Annotated in this window: 27 protein-coding genes; 7 read left to right on the top strand and 20 right to left on the bottom strand. The window is 70.8% G+C overall.

Annotated features, from left to right (window positions below; translation table 11 throughout):
• The first annotated feature begins 63 nt into the window (after positions 1-63).
• Together G3576_RS23470 and G3576_RS23465 are read left to right on the top strand one after the other, a co-directional pair.
• Complete coding sequence (locus G3576_RS23470; protein WP_164696905.1) at positions 64-1,074, top strand: Vgb family protein; 1,011 nt, start codon at positions 64-66, stop codon at positions 1,072-1,074.
• A complete protein-coding gene (locus G3576_RS23465) occupies positions 1,071-1,427 on the top strand; it encodes a c-type cytochrome (protein ID WP_207623006.1) in 357 nt (118 codons plus the stop codon). Before G3576_RS23470 ends, G3576_RS23465 begins: the two co-directional genes overlap by 4 nt.
• Here the strand turns inward: G3576_RS23465 and G3576_RS23460 are convergent.
• From G3576_RS23460 to G3576_RS23420, 10 genes are all read right to left on the bottom strand, one after another.
• The gene (locus G3576_RS23460; RefSeq protein WP_164696904.1) at positions 1,412-2,917 is read right to left on the bottom strand and encodes a carboxypeptidase M32; all 1,506 of its coding nucleotides are present in this window, start codon (positions 2,915-2,917) and stop codon (positions 1,412-1,414) included. The genes G3576_RS23465 and G3576_RS23460 overlap by 16 nt on opposite strands.
• Positions 2,914-3,591 (bottom strand): SURF1 family protein, encoded by a 678-nt coding sequence (locus G3576_RS23455; protein ID WP_164696903.1) that lies wholly within the window; start codon positions 3,589-3,591, stop codon positions 2,914-2,916. The genes G3576_RS23460 and G3576_RS23455 overlap by 4 nt, the downstream gene beginning before the upstream one ends.
• A 10-nt stretch (positions 3,592-3,601) precedes the next feature.
• Positions 3,602-3,985, bottom strand: coding sequence for a DUF983 domain-containing protein (locus tag G3576_RS23450; RefSeq protein WP_164696902.1), 384 nt, complete (start codon positions 3,983-3,985; stop codon positions 3,602-3,604).
• Positions 3,986-3,999: 14 nt separating this feature from the next.
• Positions 4,000-4,836 (bottom strand): cytochrome c oxidase subunit 3, encoded by an 837-nt coding sequence (locus tag G3576_RS23445; RefSeq protein ID WP_164696901.1) that lies wholly within the window; start codon positions 4,834-4,836, stop codon positions 4,000-4,002.
• A 177-nt stretch (positions 4,837-5,013) separates the two neighbouring features.
• Positions 5,014-5,646: a cytochrome c oxidase assembly protein gene (locus G3576_RS23440; RefSeq protein ID WP_164696900.1), complete on the bottom strand. Its 633-nt coding sequence runs from the start codon at positions 5,644-5,646 to the stop codon at positions 5,014-5,016.
• 25 nt (positions 5,647-5,671) lie between these two features.
• Positions 5,672-5,800, bottom strand: a complete 129-nt coding sequence (locus G3576_RS32395) for a hypothetical protein (RefSeq protein WP_264177167.1) — start codon at positions 5,798-5,800, stop codon at positions 5,672-5,674.
• On the bottom strand, positions 5,800-6,750 hold the full coding sequence (locus G3576_RS23435; protein ID WP_164696899.1) for a heme o synthase: 951 nt from the start codon (positions 6,748-6,750) through the stop codon (positions 5,800-5,802). Before G3576_RS23435 ends, G3576_RS32395 begins: the two co-directional genes overlap by 1 nt.
• Before the next feature lie 5 nt (positions 6,751-6,755).
• Positions 6,756-8,351, bottom strand: coding sequence for a cytochrome c oxidase subunit I (ctaD, locus tag G3576_RS23430; RefSeq protein WP_164696898.1), 1,596 nt, complete (start codon positions 8,349-8,351; stop codon positions 6,756-6,758).
• Between the two features lie 42 nt (positions 8,352-8,393).
• On the bottom strand, positions 8,394-9,317 hold the full coding sequence (gene coxB / locus G3576_RS23425; protein ID WP_407926134.1) for a cytochrome c oxidase subunit II: 924 nt from the start codon (positions 9,315-9,317) through the stop codon (positions 8,394-8,396).
• Between the two features lie 252 nt (positions 9,318-9,569).
• Positions 9,570-9,905 (bottom strand): ArsR/SmtB family transcription factor, encoded by a 336-nt coding sequence (locus G3576_RS23420; RefSeq protein ID WP_164696897.1) that lies wholly within the window; start codon positions 9,903-9,905, stop codon positions 9,570-9,572.
• A 180-nt stretch (positions 9,906-10,085) separates the two neighbouring features.
• Here G3576_RS23420 and G3576_RS23415 point away from each other — a divergent pair, with 180 nt between their 5' ends.
• Genes G3576_RS23415 through G3576_RS23400 form a run of 4 tightly spaced genes read left to right on the top strand, consistent with a single transcriptional unit; the run spans position 10,086 to position 14,075 of the window.
• Positions 10,086-11,093, top strand: a complete 1,008-nt coding sequence (locus G3576_RS23415; RefSeq protein WP_328729664.1) for a metal ABC transporter solute-binding protein, Zn/Mn family — start codon at positions 10,086-10,088, stop codon at positions 11,091-11,093.
• A complete protein-coding gene (locus tag G3576_RS23410; RefSeq protein WP_164696896.1) occupies positions 11,090-11,854 on the top strand; it encodes a metal ABC transporter ATP-binding protein in 765 nt (254 codons plus the stop codon). The genes G3576_RS23415 and G3576_RS23410 overlap by 4 nt, the downstream gene beginning before the upstream one ends.
• Entirely contained in the window at positions 11,851-13,143 is a 1,293-nt protein-coding gene (locus G3576_RS23405; protein WP_235952392.1) for a metal ABC transporter permease, read from the top strand. The genes G3576_RS23410 and G3576_RS23405 overlap by 4 nt, the downstream gene beginning before the upstream one ends.
• Complete coding sequence (locus G3576_RS23400; RefSeq protein ID WP_328729662.1) at positions 13,140-14,075, top strand: metal ABC transporter permease; 936 nt, start codon at positions 13,140-13,142, stop codon at positions 14,073-14,075. Before G3576_RS23405 ends, G3576_RS23400 begins: the two co-directional genes overlap by 4 nt.
• Before the next feature lie 21 nt (positions 14,076-14,096).
• Here the strand turns inward: G3576_RS23400 and G3576_RS23395 are convergent, their stop codons facing one another.
• Positions 14,097-14,789, bottom strand: a complete 693-nt coding sequence (locus G3576_RS23395) for a class I SAM-dependent methyltransferase (protein ID WP_164696895.1) — start codon at positions 14,787-14,789, stop codon at positions 14,097-14,099.
• Between the two features lie 91 nt (positions 14,790-14,880).
• On the bottom strand, positions 14,881-15,774 hold the full coding sequence (locus G3576_RS23390) for a DMT family transporter (protein ID WP_164696894.1): 894 nt from the start codon (positions 15,772-15,774) through the stop codon (positions 14,881-14,883).
• A 175-nt stretch (positions 15,775-15,949) separates the two neighbouring features.
• Here G3576_RS23390 and G3576_RS23385 point away from each other — a divergent pair, with 175 nt between their 5' ends.
• Positions 15,950-16,570, top strand: a complete 621-nt coding sequence (locus G3576_RS23385) for a YopT-type cysteine protease domain-containing protein (protein WP_164696893.1) — start codon at positions 15,950-15,952, stop codon at positions 16,568-16,570.
• 64 nt (positions 16,571-16,634) lie between these two features.
• On the opposite strand, the gene G3576_RS23380 is transcribed toward G3576_RS23385, so the two are convergent.
• The 8 genes from G3576_RS23380 to G3576_RS23345 all read right to left on the bottom strand — a co-directional run bounded on the left by G3576_RS23380 (position 16,635) and on the right by G3576_RS23345 (position 24,097).
• Positions 16,635-17,144: a GcrA family cell cycle regulator gene (locus G3576_RS23380; protein ID WP_164696892.1), complete on the bottom strand. Its 510-nt coding sequence runs from the start codon at positions 17,142-17,144 to the stop codon at positions 16,635-16,637.
• 144 nt (positions 17,145-17,288) lie between these two features.
• Positions 17,289-18,269, bottom strand: a complete 981-nt coding sequence (locus G3576_RS23375) for an acetamidase/formamidase family protein (protein ID WP_164696891.1) — start codon at positions 18,267-18,269, stop codon at positions 17,289-17,291.
• 125 nt (positions 18,270-18,394) lie between these two features.
• Positions 18,395-19,030, bottom strand: a complete 636-nt coding sequence (locus G3576_RS23370; RefSeq protein WP_164696890.1) for a hypothetical protein — start codon at positions 19,028-19,030, stop codon at positions 18,395-18,397.
• Positions 19,031-19,083: 53 nt separating this feature from the next.
• Positions 19,084-20,067 (bottom strand): magnesium/cobalt transporter CorA, encoded by a 984-nt coding sequence (gene corA, locus G3576_RS23365; protein WP_164696889.1) that lies wholly within the window; start codon positions 20,065-20,067, stop codon positions 19,084-19,086.
• An 89-nt stretch (positions 20,068-20,156) separates the two neighbouring features.
• On the bottom strand, positions 20,157-20,834 hold the full coding sequence (gene mtnC / locus G3576_RS23360; protein ID WP_164696888.1) for an acireductone synthase: 678 nt from the start codon (positions 20,832-20,834) through the stop codon (positions 20,157-20,159).
• A gap of 127 nt (positions 20,835-20,961) precedes the next feature.
• Complete coding sequence (locus tag G3576_RS23355) at positions 20,962-21,513, bottom strand: 1,2-dihydroxy-3-keto-5-methylthiopentene dioxygenase (RefSeq protein WP_164696887.1); 552 nt, start codon at positions 21,511-21,513, stop codon at positions 20,962-20,964.
• Complete coding sequence (locus tag G3576_RS23350; protein ID WP_164696886.1) at positions 21,510-22,121, bottom strand: methylthioribulose 1-phosphate dehydratase; 612 nt, start codon at positions 22,119-22,121, stop codon at positions 21,510-21,512. Before G3576_RS23350 ends, G3576_RS23355 begins: the two co-directional genes overlap by 4 nt.
• On the bottom strand, positions 22,118-24,097 hold the full coding sequence (locus G3576_RS23345) for a TRAP transporter permease (protein ID WP_164696885.1): 1,980 nt from the start codon (positions 24,095-24,097) through the stop codon (positions 22,118-22,120). Before G3576_RS23345 ends, G3576_RS23350 begins: the two co-directional genes overlap by 4 nt.
• Positions 24,098-24,279 lie beyond the last annotated feature (182 nt).

The following is a 24,279-nucleotide window of genomic DNA, read 5'->3' as shown; positions in this document are numbered from 1 at the left end:
CGGCGCTTGCGCCGCCCCCCGGCCGCTGCGGTATCCTCCGCCCGCCACGAACGGAGGAAGCCCATGCGTCGCCGTGACCTGCTGGCCTTCGGGGGTGCCGCCATCGGCGCCGCCACCCTGCCCCGCCCCGCCGCCGCCAATACCCCTCCCGGTTTCCGCGTGACCTATTTCGACGCGGCGACCCCGGGCTCGGGTCGCGTCGGGTCGCGCGACATCACCGCCGCCGGGGACGGCACCTTCTGGTTCTGCGGCCAGCGCAACGGCACGCTGAACCGGCTGGACCCGAAGACCGGCGCCATCCGCGTGGTCCGCCTGGCGCAGGGCGAGGCGCGGGCCGCGCCGCATGGCGTCATCCGCGGGCCGGACGGGGCGGCCTGGGTGACGGAGGGCGGGCAGAACGCCATCGCCCGCGTCGATCCCGCCGACCATCGCGTGCAGCTCTGGAAGCTGCCGGAGCGCTTCGCCAATGGGAACCTCAACACCGGCGTCTTCGACCCCGCCGGCACGCTGTGGTTCACCGGGCAGAACGGGATCTATGGCCGCTTCACCCCCGCCAGCGAACGGATGGAGGTGTGGGAGGCGCCGCGCGGCCGCGGGCCCTATGGCATCACGCGCACGCCGCAGGGCGGCATCTGGTACGTCTCCCTGGCCGGCAACCACCTGGCGCAGATCGACGACCTCGCCACCGGCCATGTGCGGATCGTGGAGCCGCCGACGCCGAACCAGGGCGCGCGGCGCGTCTGGTCCGACAGCCAGGGCCGCCTCTGGATCAGCGAATGGAACAGCGGCAACGTCTCCGTCCATGACCCGCGCGACGGGTCCTGGCGGCAATGGCGCCTGCCGGGCGATCGGCCGCGGGCCTATTCGGTCTGGGTCGATCCGACGGACAAGGTCTGGCTGACCGACTTCCCGGCCAACGCCATCGTCCGCTTCGACCCCGCCAATGAGACCTTCCTGTCCTTTCCCTCGGACAAGGCCAACGCCAATGTCCGGCAGATGGATGGCGTGGCCGGGGAGGCCTGGGGCGGCGAATCCGGCACGGACCGGATCGTGCGGATCGAATACGGGCTGTGAGGCTTGCCCTGGCGCTGCTGCTGGCCGCGCTGCCGGCGGCGGCGCAGGAGGGGCGGCGCGCCTTCGAGGATCACTGCGCCAGTTGCCACGCCGTCGATCGCGGGGCGCCGCCCGGGCCGGGGCCGAACCTGGCGGGCGTCATCGGGCGGGTGGTCGGCGGCGCGGAGGGCTTCGACTACTCCCCGGTGCTGGAAGCCGCCCGCGCCGCCGGGGACCGCTGGGATGCCGCGCGCCTCGGCCGCTTCCTGGAAGACCCGGAGGAGATGTATCCGGGCCTCTGGATGGGCGGGAACGGCGCGCGGGACGCGGCGGACCGCGCCGCGATCGTCGCCTTCCTTCAATCCACGAGGTAGCGGGCCGAGAGATGCGCGGTGAAGTCGGCGGGGTCCAGCGACTTGCCGGTGGCGTGCCGCAGCAGGTCCTGGAAGCCGAGCCGCGCGCCCTGCGCATGCACCGCCTGGTTCAGCCAGCGCATCATCGGCGCCATGTCGCCGGCGGCGAGTTGCGCGTCGAGATCGGGCTCCGCCCGCCGCAGCGCCGCCATCAGCTGCGCGGCCGCCATGGCGCCCAGCGTGTAGCTCGGGAAGTAGCCGAAGGCGCCGTCATGCCAGTGGATGTCCTGCAGGCAGCCCAGCGCATCGTCCGGGGGCGTGATGCCGAGCAGCCCCTGCAGGCCCTCGTTCCAGGCGGCGGGGAGGTCCGCGACCTCCAGCCCGCCCTCGATCAGCGCGCGTTCGAGCCGGAAGCGCAGGATGACATGGGCAGGGTAGGTCATCTCATCCGCGTCGACGCGGATGAAGCCTCGCTCCACCTTGCGCCATAGCCTGGCCAGGTTGGCAGCCTGATAGGGAGTGGGATCGCCGCCGAAGGCCGCGTGCAGCTTCCGGCCGAGGAATTCGAGAAAGGCGTTTGAGCGGCAGGCCTGCATCTCGACGATGAGCGACTGCGATTCATGCGCCGCCATCCCCGCGGCCTCCCCCACCGGCTGGCGGGCGAAGCCGGCGGGCAGGCCGCGCTCATACATCGCGTGGCCCGTCTCATGCAGCACGCCGAGCAGTGCCTTGGCGACGTTCTGCTCGTCATAGAAGGTCGTGATGCGAACGTCGCTCGGGTTGCCGCCGCAGAAGGGGTGGAGGCTTTCATCGAGGCGGGCATGGGCGAAGTCGAGCCCGACCGTCGCCGCCATCGCCGCGCAGAGATCCCTCTGCTTCGCCACCGGGAAGGGCCCGGTGAGCGGCATGGCGGGGCCGCGCGCGGCCTGGATCGCCTCCGCCTTCGGCAGCGCCTCCGCCAGCCAGGATTCATAGGCCGCGAAGACGGGATCGACATCGGCGGCGGTGACGCCGGGCTGGTAGCCATCCATCAGCGCGTCATAGGGCGAGAGGCCGAGGGCCGCGCCATAGGCCTGCGCCTCCTCCCGCGCCAGGCGGACGACCTCCTCCAGCAGGGGCCTCACCTTGGCGAAGTCGGCGTCGCGCTTGGCGATGCGCCAGACCTTCTCGCAGTTCGAATTGGCCCGCGCGATGGCCTCGACCAGGCTGGTCGGGAGGGCGGTGGCGCGGCGATGGGCGTGGCGCATGAGGCGGAGGTTCGCGGCCTCCCACGCCCCCTCGGCGCTGGCGGCGGCCAGGTCCTCCGCCACCTCCGGCGCCACCAGCAAATCGTGCCGGATGCCGGCCAGCGCGGCCAGCTGCTCGCCCCGTGCGGCGCCGCCACCCGGCGGCATCATGGCGGAGGCGTCCCAGGAGAGGATGCCGGCGGCTTCCCCGATGGCGCCGATGCGGCCGAAGCGGGCCACCAGGCGGTCATAGGCGGCGTTGGTGCTGCTCGGGGGGGTGCTCATGCGGGCTCCTTCAGGCGGCGGCGCAGCCAGGCGGCGAAGACGCCGAGCAGGGACAAGGCCAGCCCGTACCAGGTGACGGCATAGCCGAGATGGCTGTTGGTGGGGCGCGGCAGAGTCCGCGCGGGGTCCGGCAGGCCAGGGCCGGTGCCGAGCGCGACCAGCCCGAAGGGCTCCGGCGCCGGCAGGCCGAGGCTGCGGGCGATCAGCGGCGGATCGAAGGTGTAGAAGCGCCGGCCGGCCGGGTCGTCGGTGGCGGAGAACATCCCCGCCGTCTCCCCGGGCCGCGCATAGGCTTCCAGCGTCACCGGCCCCGCCGGCCGCGCGATGACCCCGGATTTGTCCGCCGGCACCCAGCCGCGATCGACCAGCACGGGCGGCGCGCCGTCCCGGATCAACGGCGTGACCAGCCGGGCACCCAGCACGGGGCCGCGGACCTCGAGCCCGAGCAGCACCTCCCGTTCATGATCGAATCGGCCGGTCACGGCGACCTTGGTCCAGGCGGCGGGCGGCGTGGCGCCGAGCGGCCGGGCGGGCGCGGCCTCCCCGGCCGCGATCTCCGCCAGCAGGGCGTTCTTGGCGCCGAGGCGCTGGACCTGCCAGGTGCCGAGGCCGAGCAGCACGGCCAGCACGGGCAGCATGACGAGGACGGGGATCAGGACTCGGCGCAGGGACATGCGCAGGCTTCTACACGCCCTCGCCGCGCCTGTGGCGCCATTGCAGCCAGATCAGCGCGGCCTTGGCGCCCCGCATCATCACGATGGCGGCGGGGATCAGCAGCACTGGCCAGATCACCGCATGGACCCAGAGCGGCGGCGCCAGGCGGAACTCCACGAGGAAGGCGCCGACCATGGCGATGGCGCCGAGCACGAAGATGCCGAGCACCGCCGGGCCATCGCCCGAATCCTGACCGGAGAGGTCGAGCCCGCAGGCGGTGCAGGCGGGCGCCACATCCAGCAGGCCGCGGAACAGCCGCCCCTCTCCGCAGCGCGGGCATCGGCACAGGATGGCGGCCTTCCAGAACGGAGCGACCCCGCCCGTGGTGACGGGCGGGGTCGTGTCGTGGCTCATCGGGGATCCCGGGATCAGTGGTGGGCGATCTCGCCCGCGCCCCACCAGTAGATCACGACGAAGAGGAACAGCCACACCACGTCCACGAAGTGCCAGTACCAGGCCGCGGCCTCGAAGCCGAAATGCTTCTCCGGCGTGAAGTGGCCGCGGATGGCGCGCACCAGGCACACCGCCAGGAAGATGGTGCCGACCAGGACGTGGAAGCCGTGGAAGCCGGTGGCGAGGAAGAAGGTGGAGGGATAGACGCCGCCGGTGAAGGCGAAGGGGGCCACCGCGTATTCCCACACCTGGAAGAAGGTGAAGAACATGCCGAGGAACACCGTCAGCGCCAGGCCGGTCACCAGGCCCTTGCGGTCACCCTCGAGCAGGGAGTGGTGCGCCCAGGTGACCGTGCAGCCGGACAGCAGCAGGATCATCGTGTTGAGCAGCGGCAGGTGGAACGGGTCGAAGGTCAGGATGCCAGCCGGCGGCCAGGACGGCGTGGCGGCGCCGGAGACGTGGTCCGGGTAGATGGCGAAGTGGAAGAAGGCCCAGAAGAAGGCGACGAAGAACATCACCTCGGAGGCGATGAACAGCACCATGCCGTAGCGCAGGCCAAGGCGGACGACGGGCGAATGCAGCCCGGCCGTGCGGCTTTCCTTGAGCACGTCGCGCCACCAGCCGAACATCGTCGCCAGCACGCCGAGCAGGCCGATCGCGGCCAGCCAGTAGGTGCCGAAATGGGCGATGAAGACGATGCCGGTGACCAGCGCACCGCCGGCGAAGGCGCCCAGCAGGGGCCAGGGCGACGGATCGACCAGGTGGTAGGGGTGCTTGTAGGGGCTGTGGCCCGTCTCGCTGGTGCTCGCCATCGCTCGTCCTGGTGGTCATTGGGGCGCCGGGGCGCCCGATCAAGCCTTCCGGGGTGCCCGCGCACCCCGGATTTCGCGCTGCATCAATCCCCAAAAGCCCCGCCGGATCAAGGGTGGCGGTGGGCTTTCGGGCCCTGTCTCAGCGTCAATTCATGCGCCCGTTCAGGGTCTGGTGGTTCAAGGTGTCGCCTGCTGGGGCGCGTCCCGCCGGCCGACATGCGGGCCGGCATTGGCCAGCGCGCCCGACCGTTCCGCATCCGCCAGCGTACGGAAGAAGGTGTAGCTGATGGTGATGGTGCGGATGTTCCGGGTGTTCGGGTCATCCGCGATCCTGGGGTCGATCCAGAAGGCGAGCGGCATGTCCACCTCCTGCCCCGGGGTCAGGGTCTGCTCCTCGAAGCAGAAGCAGGCGGTCTTGTGGAAGTAGCGGCCGACCGTCTCGGGCGTGACGTTGTAGGTGGAGACGCCGGTGGCGGGGCCGCTGCCGGTGTTGCGCGCGCGGTAGAAGGCGATGCCTTCCTCGCCGACATGCAGCGTCTGGCTGGCCTGCACCGCCTCGAACCGCCAGGGCAGGTTGGGCTGGGTATTGGCGTTGAAGCGGACCGTGATGGTCTGCTGCCCGGCGCCGGGCGCGGGGGCGCCACCGATCATCGGCGTGCCGCCGAAGCCCGTGACGCGGCAGAAGAGCTGGTAGAGCGGCACGGCCGCGAAGCTGACGCCGACCATGGTCGCGACCACCCCGAAGGCGGCGAGGGCCGTGCGGCGGTTGCGGCGGGCGAGGGTCTGTTGCCGATCTGGTTCCATGGCCATCAGGTGGGCGCCCGGGCGCGGTCTCTCAACCGCGCAGCAGGCGTGCTGTGGAGATGAAATAGAACAGGATGACGAGCGCGATCAGCACCGAGAGCAGCGCCCAGTTCCGGGCGCGGCGCCGACGCTCGAACTCCGCCTTCTCCTCGGGGGTCATCAGCCGAACACCAGCTTGTCGACGGCGAGCGCGCCGAAGAGCAGGAAGAGGTAGAGCAGGGAGAAGCTGAAGGTCCGCCGTGCCGCGGCATCATTCGCCAGGCTCCGCCCCTGCTCGTCCTGCGGCTCCCGCAGCGTGCGCACGGCGTGCATCAGGAACATCCCGCCCAAGCCTGCGGCCACCAGCGCATAGGCGGGGCTGGAGAAGCCGACGAACCACGGCGACAGGCCGAGGGGCGCCAGGATGATGGTGTAGTAGAGGATCTGGCGCCGCGTCTCCTTCGCCCCCGCCACCACCGGCAGCATGGGCACGCCCGCGCGGGCGTAGTCGCCATGGGCCCAGAGGCTGAGCGCCCAGAAATGCGGCGGCGTCCAGGCGAAGATGATGGCGAAGAGCAGCCAGGGCACCAGCGTGACGTCGCCCGTCGCGGCCGCCCAGCCGATGATCGGTGGGAAGGCGCCGGCGGCGCCGCCGATGACGATGTTCTGGCTCGTCCGGCGCTTCAGCCACATGGTGTAGATGAAGACGTAGAACAGGATCGACACCGCGAGCCAGCCCGCCGCCACCCAGTTGGTGGCGAGGCCCATCAGCATGGTGGAGGCGACGGCCAGCGTGATGCCGAAGCCGAGCGCGGCACCCGGCTCGATCCGCCCGGCCGGGATGGGCCGGCGCGCCGTGCGGCGCATCAGCGCGTCGATGTCCCGGTCGTACCACATGTTGATGGCGCCGGCCGCGCCGGCCGCCACCGCGATGCAGAGGATGGCGGCGAAGCCCAGCGCCGGCGGGATGGAGACCGGCGCCACGAGCAGCCCGACCAGGCCGCTGAAGACGACCAGCGACATCACCCGCGGCTTGAGCAGGGCGATCCAGTCGCGGACCTCGGACAGGTCCGCCCCGGATGTGGAGAAGGGGGCTTGCGCCCCCTTCGGCTCGATCGTGGCTCCGCTCATCACCGTTACCGGATGCGGGGGAGTTCGTCGAAGGTATGGAAGGGCGGCGGCGAGGAGACCTGCCATTCCAGCGTCGTCGCACCCTCGCCCCACGGATTGGCGGCGGCTTTCGCGCCCTTCGTCAGCGTGTGGTAGATCACGTAGAAGAAGAACAGGAAGGCGGCGACGGAGATGTAGGAGCCGACCGACGCGACCAGGTTCCAGCCCCAGAAGGCATCGGGGTAGTCCGGGTAGCGGCGCGGCATGCCCTGGTTGCCCAGGAAGTGCATCGGGAAGAAGGTCAGGTTCACGCCGACGAAGGTCAGCCAGAAGTGGATCTTGCCGAGCTTCTCGTCGTACTGGCGGCCCGACATCTTCCCCATCCAGTAGTAGATGCCGCAGTAGATGCCGAAGACGGCGCCCAGCGACAGCACGTAGTGGAAGTGGCCGACCACGTAGTAGGTGTTGTGCAGGATCTGGGTGATGCCGGCATTGGCCAGCACGACGCCCGTCACGCCGCCCACGGTGAACAGGAAGATGAAGCCGATGGCGAAGAGCATCGGCGTGTTCAGCGTCAGGCTGCCGCCCCACATCGTGGCGATCCAGGAGAAGATCTTGATGCCCGTCGGCACGGCGATGACCATCGTCGCGGCCATGAAGTAGGCGCGCGTATCGACGTCCATGCCCGAGGTGTACATGTGGTGGGCCCAGACGATGAAGCCCACGACGCCGATCGCCACCATGGCGTAGGCCATGCCGAGGTAGCCGAAGACCGGCTTGCGGCTGAAGGTGGAGATGACGTGGCTGATGATGCCGAAGGCCGGCAGGATCATGATGTAGACTTCGGGGTGGCCGAAGAACCAGAACAGGTGCTGGAACAGCACGGGGTCGCCGCCGCCGGCCGGGTCGAAGAAGGCCGTGCCGAAGTTGCGGTCCGTGATCAGCATGGTGATGGCGCCGGCCAGCACGGGCACGGACAGCAGCAGCAGGAAGGCGGTGACCAGCATCGACCACACGAAGAGCGGCATCTTGTGCAGCGTCATGCCGGGGGCGCGCATGTTGAAGATGGTGGTGATGAAGTTCGCCGCGCCGAGGATGGAGCTGGCGCCCGCCAGGTGCAGGCCGAACAGCGCCATGTCCATGGCCGGGCCGGTCTGGTAGGTGTCATCCGACAGCGGCGGGTAGATCGTCCAGCCCGCGCCGGCGCCGCCACCGATGAAGAGGCTGCTGCCCAGCATCAGGAAGGCCGGCACCAGCAGCCAGAAGCTGATGTTGTTCATGCGCGGGAAGGCCATGTCCGGCGCGCCGATCATGATCGGCACGAACCAGTTGCCGAAGCCGCCGATCAGCGCCGGCATGATCACGAAGAACACCATGATCAGGCCGTGGGCGGAGACATAGGCATTCCACATCTGGCCATCGGCGAAGATCTGCATGCCGGGCTGCTGCAGCTCCATGCGCATCAGCAGCGACAGGCCGATGCCGACGATCGCGGCGATCAGCGAGAAGCCGATGTAGAGCGTGCCGATGTCCTTGTGGTTGGTGGAGAACAGCCACCGGTTCACGAAGGAGGGCGTGTGGTCGTGGTGGTCATGGTGAGCGTCGTGCGCCGCGGTCGCCATCGGGGGTTTGTCCGCTTCTCGTGTTGGCTCTGGAGCCCCGCCTTACCGGCGGGCCTCCGCGACATTCATGGTGGGGGTGGCCGGGGCCGCGGCAAGGGCGGGCACCGGGCCGGGCGGCAGGCCTTCGGCGAAGCGGGTCTTCGCCTGCTCGGCCCAGGCCTGGAACTCGGCCGGCGGCACGGCGCGCACCACGATCGGCATGAACCAGTGGTTGACGCCGCAGATCTGGTTGCACTGGCCGTAGAAGGTGCCGGCGCGGTCGGCGCGCAGCCAGGTTTCCATCGTGCGACCCGGGATCGTGTACTTCTGCACGCCGAGCGAGGGCACGAAGAAGCTGTGGATCACGTCCTGGCCGGTGGTCAGGATGCGGACCGTGGCGCCGACCGGAATGACCAGCGGGTTGTCGACGTCGAGGTTGCGGATCTGGCCGGGCTGCAGGTCGGCGGTCTGTACCGGGTAGCTGTCGAAGGTGAAGTTGCCGTGGTCGGGGTAGCCGTAATGCCAGTACCACTGGCGGCCCTGCACGTTGATCGTCAGGTCGGCGTCGACCGCGCGGTCCTGGTAGTAGATCAGGCGGAAGGATGGGATGGCGATCACCACCAGGATCAGCACCGGGATGACCGTCCATGCCACTTCCAGCAGCGTGTTGTGGCTGGTGCGGGAGGGGTTCGGGTTCACCTCCGCCCGGAACTTCCACACGACGTAGCACAGCAGCAGGAAGACGAAGATCGTGATGACCACGATGATCCAGAAGACCAGCGAATTGAAGGACGAGATCGCGTCCTTGATCGGCCCGCCGGAGGCCTGAAGCCCCATGCCCCAGGGCTGCGGCGCGCCGACCATGCCTTGGGCCGCCCCTTGGGCAAGGGCCTCGCCGCCGGCGACCATCATCGCCAGCAAAGCCCAGGCGAAAGCGGCCAGGCGGCCGCCCGCGAATCCTCGAAACGCACTGATCACGTGCCGCATCCTGTCGTCCCGTAGGCGCGCATGGCGCGCCCGAATTCCGCTCCCCAACCGCCGGGCGACCCGCCCCCCGGCAGCCGTGCTGGCAGCCCTTCGCCCGCATAAGCGGGCAAGGCCTGCCGCGGGGCGACCATAGTTGTCGCTGCCGCACCGCACAAGTGAGCGCCCTGCCCGTCATCGCAAGATGACGGCATCCAGTGTCATGCCGGAAAGGTTAAGGAAACAGCCGCTTTGCGGCTGGACGGCGCAGGGAGGCTAGCCGCCTGGCGCCTGTTCCGCCTCGACCTCGCCTTCCGCCACGTGGTCCAGCATGTCGGTCAGCATGGAGCGGATGTGGCTGTCCCCCACCACGTAGAAGACCTGCCGCCCCCGCCGTTCCGCCATCAGCAGCCGCGCGGCGCGCAGCAGGCGCAGGTGGTGCGAGACGAGCGAGGCGGAGATGCCGAGCCCATCCGCCATGTCGCCGACCGAGACCGGCGCATCCAGGCAAGCGAGGATGATCCGCAGCCGCGTCGGGTCGCTCATCATCTGGAACATCTCGGCCAGTTCGACGACCTGGTCTTCGGGAATGCGCGCGCCGCGTACCGCCATGCCTGCCTGGACCCCCGTTGGGCGGTGAACCCGCCACGCAGCCTCGCGCCACCTTGCCGAAAGGTAAAGCGGCGCTTGACGGCAGCATCGCGTCATTCCATGTGGATGACAACGCCAAGCTATTGAAAAAGCTTGGATATGTGAAGAGTTGAAGAGCCCAAGACATCAACAGGAGTACACGTGAATACACGTTCATACGTCCGGGCTTCCTCCGGCACCCCGATCGGCCCCGCCCGCCGCTCCCTGTTGGCGGCCGCGCTTGGCGCCGCCATGCCCCTTCCTGCCCTCGCCCAGGCCACCCCGCGCGCCCCGCGCAACGTGCTGGCCACCGTCGCCATGGTGGGCGACGTGGTGCGGGAGGTCTCGGGCGGGCGCATCCGGGCGGAAACACTGATCGGCGAGGGCGTCGATCCCCATCTCTTCCGCCCGACGCGGTCCGACATCGCGCGCCTGCTCTCCGCCGATGCCGTCTTCGCCAATGGCCATCGGCTGGAAGGGCGGATGGGGGATGTGCTGGACCGCGTCCGCGCAGCCGGCAAGCCGGTGGTGCTGATCGGGGAAAGCGTGCCGCGGGACCGGCTGCGCGCCAATCCGGACTATCCGGACGCGGCCGACCCGCATCTCTGGATGGACCCCTCGCTGTGGTCCCTCGCCGCCGTCGCGGCCGGGGAGGCGCTGGGACGCCTGGCCCCCGATTCGCGGGAGGCCTTCGCCGACAACCTCGCCCGCTTCCAGGCCCGCCTCGCCCGGCTCGACGCCTATGCGAAGGAGGCGATCGCGACGATCCCCGCCAATGCCCGGGTCCTGGTCACCGCCCATGACGCCTTCGCCTATTTCGGCGCCCGCTACGGGCTGGAGGTGGAGAGCATCCAGGGCCTCTCCACCGAGGCGGAGGCCAACCTCGCCGCCATCGAGGGCCTGGTGCGCAAGCTGGTGGAGCGCCGGGTTCCCGCCGTTTTCGCCGAGACCTCCGTGCCCGATCGCGCGGTCCGCGCGTTGATCGAGGGCGCAGGCGCGCGCGGGCAGCGTGTGGCGCTGGGGGGGAACCTCTTCTCCGACGCCATGGGCCGGCCCGGCACCTATGAAGGGACCTATGAGGGCATGATCGACCACAACGTGACGATCATCGTGCGGGCACTCGGCGGCCAGGCGCCGGCCCGCGGCCTGAATGGGCGGCTGGCGGCATGAGCGTGGCGCCCCCGCTCTCCGTCCGGCACCTGACGGTCGCCTATGGGGAGCGGCCGGCCGTCTGGGACGTGACCTGGGATGCGCCCACGGGCCTGACGGCCATCGTCGGCCCCAACGGCGCGGGCAAGTCCACCCTGCTGAAGGCGACGCTCGGCCTGGTGCCGGCGCTCTCCGGGGAGGTCCGCTTCTTCGGCCGGCCGCTGGAGGAAGTGCGCGACCGCGTCGGCTACCTGCCGCAGCGCGCCAGCGTCGATTGGGATTTCCCGGCCACCGCCCTCGATGTCGTCTGCATGGCCCGCTACCCGCGCATGCGCTGGTGGGGCCCGGTCCCGAAGCGGCACCGGGAAGCCGCGCGCGCGGCCCTCGCCCAGGTCGGCATGGAAGGCTTCGCGGAGCGGCAGATCGGCAAGCTCTCCGGCGGCCAGCAGCAGCGCGTCTTCCTGGCGCGGGCGCTCGCGCAGGATGCCGACCTGGTGCTGATGGACGAGCCTTTCGCCGCGGTGGATGCGGCGACGGAACAGGCCATCGTCACCGTGCTGCGGGACCTCGTGGCGAAGGGGCGCCACGTGGTCGCGGTGCACCACGACCTCGGCACCGTGCCCGACTATTTCTCGAATGTCCTGCTGATCAACGCGCGGGTCTTCGCGGCCGGGAAGGTGGCGGAGGCGTTCACCCCCGCCACCATCGGCGCGACCTATGGCGCGCGCCTCGCCCTGCTCGACCAGGCGAATGTGCGGGCGGCGGAGGCCCGCGCCTTATGATCGCCTACAACACCGCGGTCGTCCTGCTGGGCTGCGCGCTGCTGGGGCTCGCCGCGGGCACGGTCGGCACCTTCTCCCTGCTGCGCGGCCGGGCGCTGGTCGCGGATGCGGTGGGGCATGCGGCGCTGCCCGGTGTCGCCATCGCGGCGCTGATCGTGGCGACGCTGGGCGGCGATCCGCGCGCCCTGCCGCCGCTGCTGGCGGGCGCCGCCACGGCCGGGGTGCTCGGCGTGCTGGCGGTGCAGGCCCTGGCGCGCACGGGCCGGATCCGGGAGGACGCGGCCATCGCCATCGTCCTCTCCTCCTTCTACGCGCTCGGCGTCGCCATCCTCTCCTGGCTGCAGACCCAGCCCGGGGCGGCGCAGGCGGGGCTGTCGAAATTCATCCTGGGCCAGGCGGCGGCGATGCGGGCGGAGGATGCGCTGGTCGCGGCCTCCGTCGCCGGCATCTGCCTGCTGGTGTGCCTGGTGGCCTTCCAGCGGCTGCGCGCCGTCTGCTTCGATCCGGATTTCTGCCGGATGCAGGGGCTGCGCGTGCAGGCGGTGGACCTGCTGCTGCTCGGCCTGCTGGTGCTGGTCTGCGTGGCGGGGCTGCAGGCCGTCGGGCTGATCCTGGTGGTGGCGCTGCTGGTGCTGCCGGCGGCGACGGCGCGCCTCATGACCTTCCGGCTGCCTCGGATGCTGGCGATCTCCGCCCTGATCGGCGCGGTCTGCGGCGCGGCCGGCGCCTGGGTCTCCGCCCTGCGGCCGGAGGTGCCGACGGGCGCGGCGGTGGTGCTGGCGCTGGCCGCGGTCTTCACCGTGGCGCTGCTGCTGGCGCCGGAACGCGGGCTGCTCGCCCAGCTCTACACCCATCTCCGCCGGCGCCTCGCCGCCGATACCGAGCATTTCCTGCGCGCGACGTGGGAGGCGCAGGAGGCCGCGGGCGCCGGCCCCGGCACCGCCGGGGATCGCTGGGCACCGATCGCCGCCGTCGCCGATGCGCGGGGCTGGCGTATCGGGCGCGCGCGTTGGCTGGCCTTCTGGCTGGCGCAGCGCGGACTCGTGGCCCGCGCGGAAGACCATGTGCACCTGACGCCGCGCGGCGCCGCCGCGGCGCGCCGTGCCGTCCGGGCGCACCGCGCGGTGGAGCATCATCTGCTGGCCGCCGGGGCGACGGACATCGCCTCCGCCGACCGGCTGGCGGACCTGGTCGAGCACGGCCTGCCGCCGGAGGTGGCGGCGCGGCTGCTGCCCGAACCCTCCGCCCTGCCGGCCAGCCCGCATGTCCTGGGGGGGAAGCGCCCGTGACGATCCGCGATTTCCTGATGCTGGACCTGCCGCCGCTGCTGGCGGCGCTGATGGCGGGGGCGACCTGCGGGCTGCTCGGCAGCTTCCTGGTGCTGCGGCGCGAATCGCTGGTGGGGGATGCGCTGTCCCATGCCGTGCTGCCGGGCATCGTGCTGGGCTTCGCCATCACCGGGGCGCGCAGCGGGCTGCCGATGCTGGCGGGCGCCATGGTGGCGGGGCTGCTGGCGGTGGTGCTGATCTCCGTCGTGCAGCGCGCCGCGCGACTCGACCCCGGTGCCGCCATCGGCGCGATCTTCACCACCTTCTTCGCCGTCGGCCTGGTGCTGATGGAGACGACGGGCGCGCGCAGCGTCGATCTCGACCTCGACTGCGTGCTGTTCGGCCAGCTGGAGACGCTGGTCTGGGCCCAGGCCGAGGGGCTGCATTCCCTGGTCGATCCCGCGGCGCTGGAGGGGCTGCCCCGGCAGCTCGGCCTGCTGGCCGGCGTCGGTATCGTGGTGGCGGTGGTCGTTGCGGTGCTGTGGCGGCCGCTGAAGCTGATCTGCTTCGATCCCGGCTATGCCGCGGCGCTCGGCATGCCGTCCCGCGCGCTGGAATTCGGGCTGGCGCTGCTGGTCGCGGCGGCGGCGGTGGCGGCCTTCGAATCCGTGGGCTCGATCCTGGTCGTCGCCATGCTGGTCTGCCCGGCGGCGGCGCTGCGGCTGATGACGGACCGCTACGGCGCGCAGGTCCTGGGCGGCGCGGCGCTGGGCGCGGCGCTGGGCGGCGTGGGCTATGCCCTGGCCGGCCCGGTGCCGGCCGCGCTCGGCCTGGAATTGTCCCTGAACGCGGCAGGGGTCATCGGCACGCTGGGCGGCCTGATGGTGGCGGCCGCCGCCCTGGTGCGGGCCGGCGTCACGCGCGGCCGGCAGGGCCGCGCGGCGGTGGCCTGACCCGCGCCGGAGGCGGGGCGCTCAGGCCGCGACGGCCAGCGCCTCGCCCGGCGCGTTCCGCACGCTGACCAGCGTGAACAGACCGGCCGGCTGGCAGGGCTCCATCAGTTCGACCTGGACCGTGGCCGGGTCCAGCAGGTCCCGCAGCGCGAAGTCGGGGTGCCAGCCCAGCAGGCGCGACAGCGGCGCCATGGCGCGCTCCACCCACCAGCGGGGCCCGTCCTCGGCCGCGAAGTGGTTCACGAAAAGAAGGTGCCCACCCGGCCGGACCACGCGCGACATCTCCGCGAACAGATCCTTGGCGTTCGGCACGACGCTCGCGGTGAACATCGCGACCGCGATGTCGAAGGAGCCATCGGCGAAGGCCATGTGCTCCGCATCCATCTCCGCCAGGCCGACGACATGGCCGAGGCGTTCGTCCCGCACCCGCTCGGCGGCCTTCTCCAGCATCTCCCGCGACAGGTCGATGCCGACCACGCGCTTGTCGCCGCGATAGCGCGGCAGCGCGAGGCCGGTGCCCACGCCGACCTCCAGCACCCTGGTGCCGGGCAGGCGGTTCACCTCCGCCACCGCGCGACGGCGGCCATAGGCGGAAACCCCGCCGAAGACCGCGTCATAGACGCCCGCCCAGCGCCTGTAGGCGTCGCGGACGCCATCGGCATCCAGCGCGGCACGGGGGTGGTCTCGGTCGGGAGCGTCGGTGCGGATGGTCATGCCTGGCCAGTCTGCGAATTGCACCCCGGGCTAGTCCCTTCTGGCAGGGTCGCGCAAGCCCGAAGATGCCACGGTGTTGTCATCAGGGCCTTCAAGACGATGAGCGCGGCTGTTTTGTGGCAGGCCCCGGGGGCGCGGAGGGCATGGCGACGAGGATTCCGCCCGCCGCGATGATGCCAGCACCCAGCAGCGTCCAGCCATCCGGCCAATCCCCGAAGACCAGCACCCCGGCCAGCCCCGCCCAGACCAGCTGGGTATAGGACATGGGCGCCAGCACGCTGGCCGGCGCGCGGGCGAAGGCCAGCACCAGCAGGCAATGGCCGAGTCCCCCCAGCAGGCCGAGCGCCGCGAACAAGGGCCAGTCCCAGGCCGCCGGCTCCACCCAGACGAAGGGCTGCGCGAGGGCGGAGACGCAGGCGGCCGCGATGCCCGTATGCAGGAAGGTGGTGTGCGGGTCATCGAGCCCCGCCAGCTTGCGCGTCAGGAGCTGGTAGGCGGTGTTCGCCGCGGCCGTCACCAGGGGCAGCAGCATGGCCCAGTGCAGCGGCTCCCCGGTCAGGAAGGGGGGGCGCAGCGCCACCAGCACGCCGGCCATGCCGAGCGCGACGCCCACCCACTTCACCCGTCCCACCTGTTCCCCCAGCAGCAGCGCCGCCAGCGCCACGGTGAAGACCGGCGCGGCGAAGGACACCGCCGTGGCATCCGCCAGCGAGATGTGGATCAGCGAGAGGGAGAAGAAGAAATTCGCCACCGCGAGCGTGATGCTTCGCGCCACCTGCAGCAGCGGCGCCCGGCTGCGGAAGGGCAGCCGCCCGGTCAGCAGCCGGACCGCGGCGAAGACCAGGATGGTGTGGAAGACGAAACGGACGAACATCAGCTGCGGCACGGCGTAGCGCGCGACCAGCAGCTTCAGCAGCGCATCCATGGTGACGAAGAGGGCGAGCGCCGCGATCTGGATCAGCACGCCTTGGAGCGGGCGGGACATGCGGCCTCGGGTTTGTCGTTCCGTCATCCTGCCAGGGCACGGCCGGCCGACCAACCGGTGTGCAAGCGGGGCGGCCCTGCGCGGAGGGCGGGCGCGAAACACCCGAAACAGGGCGCCCGTCGCCCTGCCCCGCCACCGGGAATAGCCTGCGCGTCCCGACGCGGAAGGTGCCGCCATGAAATGGAATGCGCTGCAGAACGCGGCCAAGGCCAAGGGCACGCTGGTCTTCGCCATGAACCAGGCGCAGACGCCGGCCATGACGGAGCCCGGGCCCTGGGGCACCTCCACCGATGGCTACTGCATCGGGCTCGCGGCCACCTGGATCTCCTGGCAGTACCAGGGGAAGAACTTCCCCTTCGACGGGACCAAGGCCTGCGACAACCCGCCCTGGCAATCCACCATGGCACAGACGCTGTCGGACACGACGAATGCCGCGAAATGGCTGGACTACTGGACCGCGGCCTGCGGCCCCTTCCAGATGACGCTGTCGGATGGGCTGCGCGCGACGCGCGCGACGATGCTGACCGGCGCCTTCATCCGCTCCATCGCCGCCAAGGCCTACGGCTGCTACGGCATCACCGTGACAGGCACGGGCGGCACCCATGCGGTGGCGGTGCGCCACGCGAAGGACAACCGCTTCCACTTCTTCGATGCCAATAACGGGCATTTCGTGGTGCGGGACCACACGCTGATCGCCGGCTTCCTGGACAAGTACTGGCAGGACAGCGGCTATGCGGCCAATTTCCTGGAGTCCACCGCCGCCATCGTCGGCATCCGCCCGCCGATCAGCGCCTGACGCCCGGCCATGAAAAAGGCCGGGCCCTCTCGGACCCGGCCTTTGGACGGCGATCCCGCCAGGGTCAGGCGGCGTCCTCGCGCCGGTCGCGCGCCTTCACATAGGCCACGGCCGCATGCTGGGTGCAGTAGGGCTTGCCGGGCATCGCCTCGGCCGAGCAGAAGCGGAAATCCGCCTTGCCGGGCTCCCCGATCGGCCAGCAGCAGGACCGGGCGGAGCCGAGACGCGGGAAGGCACGGACCACGGCCGTGGCGGCGGCCGGGGCGGTCATGGCTGCCGCGGCGACGGGGGTGGGCGCCGGCACAGGCGAGGCCGCCGCGGGCATCGGACCCGGCGCCAGCGTGCTGCGCGGTGCGGGGGCCGCGGGGCGCGTGCTTCGCACCGGCGCCGCGGCGGCCTTCTCGGCCACCGCTTCACGGCGGATCGGGCTCGGGCGGGCCGGCAGGTTCAGGCGATGCGCCTTCCCCACGACGGCGTTCTTGGACACGCCCATGCGGCGCCCGATCTCGGCCGTCGAATGGCCTTCAGCCCAGAGCGCCCGAAGCCGCTCGATCGCTTCCGCAGACCAATCCATCGAAGTCTCCCGCTGCGCCCCAGACACAAGATAGGGTAGTGCAACGCGGGGGTGGACCACAAGTTGTGGCGTGGTCAACGCGCCATGAATCCTGTGGACAGAGCGGGACGAATCTCCCGCCCTGCCCTCGGACTGAGCAGAATCTCAGAACAGAAGACCCTTCCTTAGCAACCCATGAACACCCTTCTCCCCGTTCACGGTTTGCGTCACCCGGAAATCCACGGCCAGGCTGCAAAGCTGGTAGGCGTCGGCGGCGGAGACGTTCATCCGCGCCACGATGAAGGCGATCATCTCCCTGAGCGCCTGCTTCATGGCGAGGTCGAGGTCCTCATGCAGCCCCATCGAGACGTAGTGCGTCTTCGTCTCCGCCTTGGGGAACTTCAGCACCGGGTCCTTGGCCCCGCCGCCCTTCTCCAGCGTCAGGCGGAAATGGCCGGTCAGGCACATCTCCAGCGCGTTGATGCAGACCTCGCCATCGCCCTGCACGCCATGGCCGTCACCGGCCGAGAAATTGGCGCCGGCGACATGGACGGGCAGCCACAGCGTGGTGCCGGCCGTCAGTTCCTTGTTGTCGAGGTTGCCGCCATGGGCGCGCGGCTCCTTCGTGCTGATCGTCCCCCATTCCGGCGGGGGTGCGACGCCCATGACGCCGAAGAAGGGGCTGAGCGGCAGGGTCACGCCGGGGCCGACCGGCACCTTGCCGGTCATGCTCGCCTTATCCACCGGGATGTGCAGCATGCGGTGATAGGGGAAGTCCTCGGGCAGCGTCCCCCCCAGCGGGCGGAAGCCGCAGAAGCCCCAGTCGCAGCCGAGGTCGATCTTCTCGATATCGATGCGGAGCGCGTCGCCGGGCTCGGCACCCGCCACGGCCACCGGGCCGGTCAGGATGTGCGGGCCGAGGCGCGGCGGCTTGCTGGCATGGATGGCGGCCAGCGCCGCGGGCGGCACCAGGCCGGAGGAGGCGGGCGGCATCACCTCGGGCGCGCCGGAGACGCATTCCAGGACAACGAGGTCGCCCGACTGCACCGTCGCCACCGGGGCGAAGCTGGCATCGAAGGCGCCCCAGCGGATGGTTTCCGGCTTGGCGGGAATGCAATGCGTAGCAGGTGGGGGGGTTTCGGGCATGGACGGACCTCTGGCGGTGTCGGCCCCCGCACTTCCCACCGCGCGGCCCCGCCGGTCAATCCGGGGGCGGGCGGGGTTTCACCAAGGCTGGGTCGTTCCTGCCCAAGTCGCAGGCAACAGGCCCCTCAATGCGCCCCGAAGGTGAAGCGCATGCGCCGCTGGTCGCCGGGGCAGACGCGGCCCAGGCGGCGGTATTCTTCCGGCGTGTCGATCTGCGCGTGCTGCGCGGCGCGGGACTGGCGGAGCCTCTCCAGCACCGGCTCCACCGCCGCGGCCAGCTGGTCCTGCAGCATCAGGGCGGCGGCGCCGACATCCGGCGCCCGTGCCTCCGCCCGCGCGGCCCAGGCGCGCGCCACGCTGCGCAGCCCCTCCGCCGCCTCCCGCAGCGTGCGGCGGTTCACCTCGGCATGGCGGCGCTCATGCGCCAGCACCTCCCCCGCCAGGCAGCCGCCGCGGGGGATCTCCCGCGCCAGGCGGATGATGTGCTCGGCATGGACCAGGGTCAGACGGATTTCGGAAGGCACCGCGCATACGCCGGCCGCGGAGGCGCCGCCGCTGCGGGCCGTGATCTCGCTCCGCCATTCCACCCGCGACAGCGTCAGGCCGAGGTGGTGCAGCGGCGGCCCCACCTCCGTCTCCTCCCCTTCCGCCATCTGGCGGAGTTGCCAGGCCGGCAGCGGCGGCAGCACCCGCGGCTCGGGGTCGGAGAGGCTGACATTCAGCGCGGGCGTGCCTCGTGGCGGGCAGGCCGGCTGCGCCATGGCGGCCCCGGCCGACAGCAGCAGGATCGCCGCGAAAAGGGCCAGCAGAAGGTTCAGAGCCAGCCCTTCCGCTTGAAATAGAGGATGGGCAGGGCCGCGGAGAACACCATCAGCAGCAGCGCGGCGGGATAGCCGAAGGTCCATTCCAGTTCCGGCATGCGCTGGAAGTTCATGCCGTAGATGCTGGCGATCAGGGTCGGCGGCATCAGCGCGACGGAGGCCACGGTGAAGGTCTTGATGATCGCGTTCTGCTCGACATTCAGGATGCCGAGCACCGCGTCCAGCAGGAAGTTCGCCTTGCTGTTGAGGAAGCCGGCGTGGTCCACCAGGCTGCGGACGTCCCGCACCAGGGTCTTGAGCAGGCTCTGATTCTCCTTCCGCACCGCCGTCGCCTTCTCGGCGCCCACGAAGGACAGGATGCGCGTCAGGCCGAGCAGCGTCTCGTTCGCGCGTGTCGTCACCTCTCCGACCTGTCCGAGGGTGATCAGCGCTTCCCGCAAATCATGGTCGCGCGTCGTCGCCTTCACCTTGCTGCGCGCGGAACGGAAGGAGGCGGAGGAGGCGCGATCCATGTCGCTGCCAACCCGTTCCAGGATGTCGGCGAGCCGGTCCACGATCTGCTCGAACAGGTGCAGCATCACCGCATCGGGGGAGGCCAGCAGGCCCGGCGTGCGCTGGCAGCGCAGCGCGAAGACGCTGAAGGCCTTGGGGGTGGCGTAGCGCACCGTCACCAGCGCGTTGTTCGACAGCACGAAGGTGATCGGCGTCGAGCCGTATTCGCCGCCCTCCACGCCGTAGAGGAAATTGGCGGTGAGGAAGAGGGCGTCATCCTCCCGGTAGAGGCGGGAGGAGCTTTCGATCTCCTGCATCTCCTCGCGCGTCGGGATCTCGAGCCTGAGCGCGTCCTTGACGGCGCGGCCTTCCTCCGGCGTCGGGTTGAGCAGGTCGATCCAGATGGCGCCAGCGACGTCAGGCAGGGGCAGGATGCCGTCCCGGAGCGTCAGGCGGCCTTCCGCGACGGTGTAGGTCGTCATCATGTCGCGCACTCCCGCCCGGGGCTCGCGGCATCTAGCGCGCCCGGGCGGGGAATGTCACCCGGGCGGATGCTGCGTTGCGATAAAGGGTGTCAGGGCGTGGCCGGAAGGCCGCACAGCCGGCTGACCGCGGGAAAATCAGGGGCTTCCCGGTGCCGGCCGGCGGGGGCGGTGCCATCGGCCGGGCGCACCAGCTGACAGGTGGCGAGGCCGCTCGCCGCCGCCGCATCCAGCTCCTCCACCACGTCGGAGAGGAACAGGATCTCCCCGGGCGGGGTGCCGAGCGCCTGCGCGATGGCGGCGTAGGAGGTCGCTTCCCGCTTGTGGCCGACCCGCGTGTCGAAGAAGCCGCTGAACAGCGGCAGCAGGTCGCCCGCCTCGCTATGGCCGAAGAGCAGCTTCTGCGCCGCGACGGAGCCCGAGGAATAGACGGCCAGCCGCAGCCCGGCCGCATGCCAGGCGCGCAGGCAGGGCGCGACATCGGGCCAGAGATGGCCACGCAGCCGTCCGTCCCGGAAGCCGGCCTCCCAGATCATGCCCTGCAGCGTCTTGAGCGGCGTCGCCTTCACGTCCTCCGCCATCCAGCCGCGGAGCGTCGCGACGGGATCGGGTCCCGGCACCTCCGCCAGGATGGCGGCAACCTCCGGGTCATCGCGCCGGGCTTCGAGGAAACCGGCCAGCGCCTGCTCCGCGAAGGGGAACAGCGTCTCCTTCACGAAGGCGATGGCGCTGGTGGTGCCCTCGATGTCCGTCAGGACCGTCGAGATCATGGCAGGCGGCCCGCGTCGCGTGCCGAGGCCGCGAATGCGGCCCGCGCACAACCCGGCAGCGCATCCAGGCGCACCAGTCGCCTGCGCGAAAGCCAAGTGCTCGGAGCGCACGCCGGCGTCTGAGGCATCAGATGGTCTTCGCCGGGAAACGCTCTGCCATGTCGGTGCCGGTGTAGTGCGGCGTCCAGCCGGTGGTGTCGGTGAAGACGCGGACGACGGCGAAATTGGGCTCCGTCCCGGCATCGAACCAGTGCTTGCTGTTCGCGGGCACGCTGATCAGGTCGCCCGGGCCGCAATGCGCGTCGAAGACCCTTGGCCCCTCTGGGCCCTCCATATGCAGCACGAAATTGCCCGTGCCGGCATGGAAGAAGCGCACCTCGTCTTCCGTGTGCGTGTGCTCCGACAGGAACTTGGCCCGCATCGCATCCTTCATCGGGTGGTCCGGCGTCAGCTTGATGACATCGGCCGTGCCCGCGCCCGTGGAGGCCAGGAAGGCGTCGAGATGGGGGCGATAGGCCGCCAGGATGGCATCCGCATCCGCATCCGCCGGCAGGTCGGCGCGCGGCCACTGCTCGAACCGCACGCCGATCGCCTTGAGCTTCGTGGCGATCTCGGCGGGGTCCTCGGTGACCAGCAGCTGGTCGTTGGACGAGGCGTCCCAGATGGTCAGGCGGCTCATCGCATCCTCCTTTCCTGCATCTCGCAGGCGAGCATGAATTCCAGGGCTTCGAGGCGCGCCAGCGCCCCCGGCATGTCGGCGGCCCAGACATAGGACCCGTGGCCGCGGATCAAGTAGCCGGGCGGGGGCTCTGCCATGCCATCCCACAGCAGGTCCAGGCCCCGCTGCATGCGGGGAATATCCTGGTCGTTCTCCACCACCGGGACGGCGATTTCCGCCTCATGCGTCGGCAATCCGGGAAAGGCCTTCAGCAGCTCATAGCCCGAGAGCGTGATGGACTCGCCCTCCGCCGCCCGGGACATGACGGTGTTGGCGATGGAATGGCCGTGCAGCACGGCGCCGGCCTCGGGGAATTTCCGGTAGATGCCGCAATGCAGCAGCGTCTCGGCGGAGCTCCGCTTGCCCGCCGTCAGCGGCCTGCCATCGATGTCCACCACCATGACGTCGCCCGGCCGCAGCATGCCCTTGTGGCGGCCGGAGACGGTGACGGCCAGCGTCCGGGCATCGAGGCGGATCGAGAAGTTGCCGGCCGTCGCCGGCACCAGCCCCTGGCGGTCCAGGCGGCGGCCGACCTCGATGATGGCGACCTCGACATGGTCCGGGATCATGCAAGCCTTTCCGTCGGGAAGCTGCGGCGTTGCCAGAAGACGAGCCCCGCGGCAACCGCCAGGCCGAAGAGGTCCGTCGCCAGTTCCGGCACCATCAGCGCCAGCCCCGCGGCGCCGGACAGCAGGCGGAGCGGCAGGGCCAGGCGCCCGTTCAGCATCCAGCCCTCGGTCGAGCAGGCCAGCAGCCAGACGCCGAGGGAGGCGGTGGCGAAGACCTGGAGGATGGCAATCAGCTCCCCCTGCGCCAGCAGCGCCGGGGAGAGCCAGAACATGTAGGGCACGATGAAGGTGGCCAGCCCCAGCTTCACCGCGATGACGCTGGTCCGCCACATGTCGCCCCCGGCCATGGAGGCCGCGGCGAAGCTCGCCAGCGCCACCGGCGGCGTGATGGCCGAAAGGATGGCGAAGTAGAAGATGAACATGTGCGCCACCAGCGGATCGACGCCGATGCGGATCAGCCCCGGCGCCACCACCGCGGCGGCGATCGCATAGGCGGCCGTGGTCGGCACGCCCATGCCGAGGATGATCGCCACCACCATCGCGAAGACCATGGCGAGGAAGGAGGAGGCGCCGGCGATGTCGAGCAGCATGGTGGCGAAGCGGCCGCCGACGCCGGTCAGGCCGATGACGCCGGCGACGATCCCGGCCGCGGCGCAGACGGCGATGATCTGCATCGCCTCCTTCGCCGAACTGCCGAGCGCCTGGTAGATGGCGCCGACGGTCTCCATGGCCGCACCCGGCAGCGCCGCCCCGACCCCCTGCCCCCGCAGCGCCATGCGATGCGCCAGCGCCGTGCCCAGCATGATCACGAGGGTGGCGGCGATGCCGATGGCCGCCGCGCGGAAGGGCGAATAGCCCATCAGCAGGATCGCGATCAGCAGCACGAGCGGGGAGGCCATGTAGGCGCGGCGGGCCAGGTCGACCCAGCGCGGCAACTCCTCCCGCGGCAGGCCGCGGATGCCGGCCTTGCGGGCGTTCAGGTCGCAATGGATGTAGTTGGCGATGTAGAAGAGCAGCGCGGGAATCAGGCCCGCCAGCGCGATGTCGGTGTAGGGGCGGCCCAGCACCTCCGCCATGATGAAGGCGCCCGCCCCCATGACGGGCGGCGTGATCTGCCCGCCGGTCGAGCTCGTCGCCTCCACCGCCGCCGCCGTCTCCCGGTCATAGCCGACGCGCCGCATCATCGGGATGGTGAAGGCGCCGGAAGCGACGACATTGGCGACCGCGCTGCCGGAGATGGTGCCGAAGAGGATGCCGGAGACGACGGTGACCTTGGCCGGCCCGCCCCGCGCGCGGCCGACCAGGGCGAGGGCGAAGTCGTTGAAGTACTCGCCGGCGCGCGACGCCTGCAGGAAGGCCGCGAAGGTGATGAAGACGATGATGAAGGTGGCGGAGACCTGCACGATGGTGCCGAGCACGCCGTTGTTGCCGAACAGCTCCACCAGCACCTGGTCCCAGGCGACGCCGCGGTGGAACAGGATGCCCGGCATCCAGGGCCCGACGAAGCAATAGGCGATGAAGACGATGGCGATCAGCGGCATCACCGCCCCCGCCGTGCGTCGCGCGAATTCGAGCACCAGCAGCATGCCGAGCCCGGCCACCGCCAGGTCCTGCCAGTTGGGGCCCATGAAGGACCGCATCTCGATCCCGTCCGCGTCCAGGATGTAGTGGGCCGGGATCAGGAAGCAGGGGATGATCAGCGCCAAGTCATACCAGGGGATGCGCGTCTCCGCCGCGCCGGCGGCCAGGCTGCGGGGCGCGAAGGCGGCGAAGCCGAGGGCCGCGCCAAGGAACACATGCACGGCGCGGGCGATGGTGGGGTCGAGCGGCGCGACCAGCAGCACCCAGAGGTGCCAGGCCACGAAAGCCGCCGCCGCTGCCCGCCAGGCCTGCCCCTGCCAGCCCGCGAGTTCGCGGCGCGGGGAGGCGAACTCCATGTCGTCGATCTCGGCCACGCCCTCGGGCGCGTCGGGCATGCGCTGCCCGCTGCCGTTCATTGCCGGCGGATTGACCATGGAAGCCCCCCAAATGCGACGCGCCGGCCCCGGCGACGGGGTCGGCGCGCGGCCCCGCCATGGGGCGGGGCTCGTCCTTCTGGCGGCACCCTAGGGCCGCCGGCGGATCGCATCAACCGGCCCCGGAACCTGCCGCAAGGCTG

The sequence above is a fragment of the Falsiroseomonas algicola genome, from assembly GCF_011040385.1.
In the GTDB taxonomy this organism is placed as follows: domain Bacteria; phylum Pseudomonadota; class Alphaproteobacteria; order Acetobacterales; family Acetobacteraceae; genus Falsiroseomonas; species Falsiroseomonas algicola.
Note: the sequence above shows the minus strand (reverse complement) of the source record. Positions and strands in the feature narration are given on the sequence as shown.